This is a genomic window from Streptomyces aurantiacus (assembly GCF_001418335.1).
In the GTDB taxonomy this organism is placed as follows: Bacteria; Actinomycetota; Actinomycetes; order Streptomycetales; family Streptomycetaceae; genus Streptomyces; species Streptomyces aurantiacus.
This window is the reverse complement of the sequence record NZ_LIPP01000449.1, coordinates 1-5865: the sequence shown is the minus strand read 5'-3', so window position 1 is coordinate 5865 and position 5865 is coordinate 1. Positions and strand designations below refer to the sequence as shown.

Here is a 5865-nt window from a genome sequence, read left to right as displayed (position 1 = left end):
AAGGTCTCGCGGGCGCGGCCGGATCGGTGAGCAGCTCCGCGACGACCTCCTCCGGGCGCACCTTGGGCCACACCGAGTCGACGTACACACCGATCGGCCGCGCCCGCGAGACCTTCTGCAACCAGGCGTTCGTCCGGGGCCCGGTCCGCCGTTCGGCCTGCTCCTGGATATGTCGCACGACCCGTGTCCGTACGCGCTCACGTCCGACGGCGTACGGCGGCTCCTCGGCCCGTACGCCCGCCACGATCCGCGCGAGCGCGCCGGCGGACACCCGCCAGCGGTACGAACCGTCGGGTACGGCGAGGTCGTCGGGCACGGCCTGGCTCACCCGGGCGTACAGGGCGCGCCGCAGCACCTCCGCCATGCGGGCGTCGTGCTTGACGACGGCGGCGCTCTCGTCGTCCTCGCGCCCGACCGGGACCGGATGGCGGCCGATCTCCTGCCCGATCGTGGACTGGCGTACGCCGGTTTCGCCGAGCGCCGGCAGCACCTCCGAGATGTAGGAGAGGAAGGTGGGGTTCGGGCCCAGGATCAGCAGTCCACCACGCCGGATGCGCTGCGGATGGGTGTAGAGCAGGTACGCGGCCCGGTGCAGCCCGACGGCCGTCTTGCCGGTGCCCGGCGCACCCTGCACGCACACGGACACGGCGAGGTCCGCCCGTACGAGATCGTCCTGGTCCGGCTGGATGGTCGCGGCGATGTCACGCATCGGGCCGACCCGGGGCCGCTCGATCTCACTCCTGAGGATGCGGCCCTTCTTTCGAGGCGTCTCGGAGGTCGCGAGGGTCTCGGGGGTCTCGGGGGTCGCGGGCAGACCGGGGACACCGGGGAGACCGGGGATCTCAGGGCGTTCAGCCTCGACTCCCCCGGCGTCCCCTAGGTGTTCGTCCTCCAGCCCCGTGAGGTCGGTCGACTCGCCCCGGCTGCCCGGTGCCCAGCCGAACCGCCGCCGTATCCCCACACCCTGTGGATCGCGGGCACTCGCCTGGTAGAAGGCGCGGGAGACGGGGGCACGCCAGTCGACGACGAGGGGCGGGGCCGCGGGGTGCTCGCTGATGCGGCGTCGCCCGATGTGGTAGCTCTGCCCGGCGTGGTCACCGGCGGTACGGCTCTGCCTCCCGGAGGCCGCCCGCCCGGAGTCCGGTTGCCCAGAGTCTGCCTGCCCAGAGCCCGGCTGCGCGAAGTCCAACCGCCCGAAGAACAGCGGCCCTTCGGGCAGTTCCCGCATCTCCTTCGCCCGGCTGCGGAGCCGGTGACCGAGCACTTCGGCGTCGGCACCGGACGCGGACACGTCCTCTCCGGTGACGACGTGCTCCTGGGCCCCCTCGACCATCGCGGCGAGGGCGGCCCGGCAGATGTCGTGGTAATCGCGTTCGCGGCGCAGGGAGGCGGCGAGCGAGTCATCAAGGGAGGAGGCGTGGGAGACGGCGAGGGAGACGGTATGGGAGGAGACGTGGGAAGGGTCGGCTGACGTCATTCCGGCGAGGATACTCGAATAATTTAACCGAGTTACATAAATTACCGTGTCGCATAGCCCGGGAGCCCCTGCCCCAGCCTCCCGAAAGCGGCCTCCGCGGCGGCGACGGCGTCGCGCTGCACCTTCGCGACGTCCTCGCCCCTCGCGATCCGCCGCCAGTTGTCCATCGCGAGAATCCGCTGCACGGCGACGACCTGCCCGGCGGCGAGCCGTGCCTCCAGGTTCCCGCCGAGCGCGGTGGCGAGCGCGGCCTCGGACCGCTCCAGATACTCGTACAGCCGCGCCACCAGGGACGGAGTCCCGTACAGCAACCGGTGGAAGGCAAGGATGTGGGGATCGCCGTTGACGCCGGTCACGGGGTCGTTCCGCTCGATCCCGGCCAGGAAATGCAGCCGCAGCGCGTCGATCGCGGACTGCCCGGGCGCCCGTTCCCCGACCACCCGCGCGGCCTCGGTCTCGTGGTCGGCGAACCGGTACAGGACCAGGTCCTCCTTGGAGGAGAAGTACCGGAAGAGGGTCGGCTTGGAGATCTCGGCCGCGGCGGCGACCTCCGCGACGGAGACCCTCTCGAACCCCTTCTCCAGAAAGAGCGAGATGGCGATGTCGGAGACGTCCTGGTACATCCGCAGCTTCTTGCGCTCACGCAACCCCATGGCACCCACCACACCGGTCACGGCATCCATCGCGCGCCCGGCGTCCACACCACCCACCGCACCGGTCACGCCATCTACCGAACCGGTCGCGCCGCCTGCCGAACCGGTCGCGTCCGCAGCGTCCCTCGCACCTGTCTGGCCCATGCCCCGGAGCCTACGCACCTTCCGGACTCCCACCCTCCCCTTGCCGGGCCATATCCGCGGTACGACCTCGACGGTGGGGAGGGGTACGGAACGTGTGCCGCGGCGCGCCTCGGCGAAGAAGCGAGCCAGTGACTGGCGCGCACACCAACTCGTCGTGGTGCGAGCGAGGTTACTGCCAACCGCTGCTGCGGTCGCTCGCGTGGTCGTGATGCCATTGTTTGAGCGCCGACACGATACGGCCGGCGCTCGGCACGGAATCCAGCCCCAACGGCACGGCGGCATCCGCCAGGATTCTCCGCAGTTTCGCTCCCGCGCGTGCGAGCCGTCGCCGGTGGTCGGGCTCGGCGTCCAACGACAGTGCCTCGCGAATGACATCGGTGAAGACGGACTGTGCCCTCTTGTAGTCGAGGAGTCTTGGCAGATCGACTTCCACACCGTTCGAGCTGCCTGGGCGGATCTTCTCCACCGTTGTGCACCACTGTTCCGTCATCCGCCGTTCCTGCCGCAGCGGGTACCGCATCAAGTACAGGTGGGTCGCAAGGTCGTAGAGCGGATCGCCGAACATCGCCAGTTCCCAGTCGATCGTCCAGAGTTTCCGGTCTGAATCGACGATGAAATTCTCGCGGTGCAGGTCGGCATGCAGCAGGCAAAAAGGCCGCTCTTTCATGCCGGAAACATGCTTACGGAGACTCTTGAACGAGTCGCCGTCCACACCGAGCGCCTCGAAGAGAGATTTGAATCTCTCCAGGTTCTGCACGTAGACACGCTGCTCGGCAAATTGGATGAGTCGCTCAAGAAACCCGTCGGTGTCACCGTCGGGAGGGCGATCCTCCAATTTGCACATGCGATCGATCGGGAGGGTTGCAGGGGTCACTCCGGTCAATTCGCCAAACAGACGGACGATCTGATCGAAGAGATCATCGGGCACTTTCTCCGTGGACTTGTGAAGGGACCCGAGAGTTCCCCCTTCGATAAATCTCTGCAGCCCGGTTCCGCTGACCTGAAATATATCCGGGATGCCAGAGATTCGCCCACTCAGGGCTGTCAGCAGCTGCTCCTCCGAAGCAAAACATCGCCGATCGAACCACAGAAGATTGCTGTAGGGCTCCCGGCATTTCCAACGCACCGACTGCCCTGCCCCCACGGCCCCGGGCAGCGGAAATACATAGGTCTCGTGATGGTATCCGCGGAGTGGACCCTCGACCACGTCCGCGTTACCGCTCGCCTCGACCGACCACAGTCGAGCATAGGAATCTGATTCGGGTGACATTGCCCGTCTTTCTCGCCTTGCGCCCTTCCGGAGGATACAGAAGTGGAAGCACGCTACTCCTCTGCTGGCGCGCATCGTGCCAGATCCCGATTACACGTCGAAGTCCGCCCCCGCCGACGACGAACGGGCATATGCGCATGCGGCGACATGCGCATTTATGAGCTGATTGCCCAATTATCTGCGATGCTGGCAGCGTGAACCGCTGTGGTCCACACTGAACGGGTGACCCGGAGGAAGCCCATGAGCGAGACGCTCGACGAGCAGGAAGCACTGCGGCGGCTGCTTGACCGCTCACGCGCCGTGCTGTTCGACTTCGACGGCCCCGTCACCGACCTCTTCGGCGATGCTTCGACCGCTCCCGTTGCGCGCGAGATCAAGGAGGTCGTGCGCAGCGCCTGGGGAACCCTGGATCCCGACGTGGAGGACTGCGACGACTCGCACGACATTCTCCGGCACGTCAGGGACATGTTCGAACGGCCGGCCCTTGTTCCCCGCAGCCGTGCGGCGCTTGAACAGGCGGAAGCCATTGTGACCCAGCACGAATACGTGGCTGTCAAAACTGCCGAGCCGACGCCGCACATCGTCGAACTCGTGGACGTACTGACGGACTTGGGTATACGTCTCGTCATCGTGAGCAACAACTCCGACGGTCCGGTCCTGGCATATGTCAGAAGCCTGGCTCTCCAGTCCAAGTTCGACGCCGTCCTGGGACGCGACCCGCACGAGTTGCGCCACATGAAACCCGACCCGGATTCCGTGAACCGTGCAGTGGACCGTCTGGATCTACCCGCGTCCGTCTGCCTCGTACTCGGAGATCAGCTCACTGACCTGGCGGCCGCACAGGCAGCCGGGACGCGCTTCATCGGCTACACCCAGTCGGCGCAGCGCGCGGCTGAGATGAGGGAGCGCGGTGCCGACTGGGTGGTGTCCTCGCACCAGCCCCTCATCAGCGCCGCCGAGCAGTTGTCGACGGCCAACTGACCTTCTGACGCAGCGGGGTTGGCGGGAGCATGCTGGTGCCCCTCGGGGATCGACAGGCATCGCCGCCGCCATTCCCTGAGTGCATGGCGCCACCTCACACGGCGTCACCTCACAACGCGCCGCCCCGCACCACCCGCAACACCGTGTCCAGTGAGTGCACGATGTTCCACCGGGCCACGCCCGCGGCCAGCAGCAGCTCTGCCTTTCTCGCGTTACGCGCGTAGCCGAGGAAGTGCACGCCGGCGCTCACGGCGGCGGCGTGGTCCGACGGGGTGTCGCCGATCATCAGGGTGGTGTCCGGCGCGGCCCCGAGCGCGCTCAGCGCACGGTTCAGCGTGTACGGGTGGGGCTTGAGGAGGCTCAGGTCCCGGGTGCGGCCGTAGATGTTGGGCGCGAAGTACCCCACGAGGTGCCGGCTCTCCAGGTAGGCCCGGACGGCGCGGCCCGAGTTGTTGGTCACGACGGCGAGCCGTGCCCCGACCGCACCCCAGGTCCGGATGAGTGGATCGGCATACGCCGTCGGCATCGCGCACGCCACCGCCCTCAGCTCCTGCTGGGTGAGCCACTCCTCCAGTTCGACGACCAGATCGCTGTCCGGGTGGCGCCCGGCGACCTCGCTGAGCACCCAGTGCGGGTCACGGCTGCCCCGTTCTCCCTCGGCCAGCACCCCGGCCAGCCCTCGTGCGGCCAGCCATTCCTCCTGGCCTGCGGCGATGTCCTTCGCGGAGCGGCCCGCGAACAACCGACAGATCGGTCCGTCGAAGTCGAACAGCACGCACTTCGCACGCCCGATCAACTCGTTGAACTTCTCGGTCTCGCCCGCCGCCAACTCGAACTGTGTGGTTTCGACTGTCACTCACGCAGTGTCGGCTTCACGACGATCGTTTCCCAGAGGGCGTCCGCCGATTTCTGCCCGTCAGGACGGTCAGGACGGTCAGGACGGTCAAGAAAGTGTGATGTCCGTCGTGATGGTGTCCCACAGCCCGTCGAACCACTTCTGCGACTCCTCCACGAACGCCGCGTCGCGCTGTCCCGACCGGGTCAGGAAGGAGAAGAGGAGCGACTCGGAGCCGAGCGCGTCGTACATCTCCAGGGTCTGGCTCTCGTACGGCTCCTCCCGGCGGGTGAGGACGTAGTAACCGATCAGCGCCTCCTGCCCGTTGAGCAGATAGAGCTTCACCGGTGGGGTGAACGGCAGGGCCCGGAAGGTGACGTTGACGTCGATGCCGTGCGAGGAGCGCAGGGACCGGAGGTTGTGCCGCAGGACGTGACCCTGGGCGTTGCGCATGTCCAGCCAGCGCTGGTGGACCGGATCGTCGTCGCCTTCCCCGTCTCCGTCG

The 5865-nt window shown here is 67.3% G+C and carries 5 protein-coding genes and 1 pseudogene; 1 reads left to right on the top strand and 5 read right to left on the bottom strand.

What is annotated here, in order from left to right:
- The 3 genes from AOK01_RS38485 to AOK01_RS38475 all read right to left on the bottom strand — a co-directional run.
- Positions 1 to 1477, bottom strand: a 1477-nt coding sequence (locus tag AOK01_RS38485) for a helicase domain-containing protein (RefSeq protein ID WP_483855259.1), incomplete at its 3' end; no start/stop codon positions are given.
- 41 nt (positions 1478 to 1518) lie between these two features.
- The gene (locus AOK01_RS38480; RefSeq protein ID WP_055520063.1) at positions 1519 to 2139 is read right to left on the bottom strand and encodes a TetR/AcrR family transcriptional regulator; all 621 of its coding nucleotides are present in this window, start codon (positions 2137 to 2139) and stop codon (positions 1519 to 1521) included.
- A 304-nt stretch (positions 2140 to 2443) separates the two neighbouring features.
- Positions 2444 to 3544: an aminoglycoside phosphotransferase family protein gene (locus tag AOK01_RS38475; RefSeq protein ID WP_055520059.1), complete on the bottom strand. Its 1101-nt coding sequence runs from the start codon at positions 3542 to 3544 to the stop codon at positions 2444 to 2446.
- A gap of 240 nt (positions 3545 to 3784) precedes the next feature.
- Here AOK01_RS38475 and AOK01_RS38470 point away from each other — a divergent pair, with 240 nt between their 5' ends.
- Positions 3785 to 4525: an HAD family hydrolase gene (locus AOK01_RS38470; protein WP_055520057.1), complete on the top strand. Its 741-nt coding sequence runs from the start codon at positions 3785 to 3787 to the stop codon at positions 4523 to 4525.
- 109 nt (positions 4526 to 4634) lie between these two features.
- Here AOK01_RS38470 and AOK01_RS38465 read toward each other — a convergent pair whose 3' ends face one another.
- Positions 4635 to 5381, bottom strand: coding sequence for an HAD family hydrolase (locus AOK01_RS38465; RefSeq protein ID WP_245702598.1), 747 nt, complete (start codon positions 5379 to 5381; stop codon positions 4635 to 4637).
- A gap of 87 nt (positions 5382 to 5468) precedes the next feature.
- Positions 5469 to 5865: pseudogene (locus AOK01_RS38460) on the bottom strand (GntR family transcriptional regulator); the annotation flags it as partial.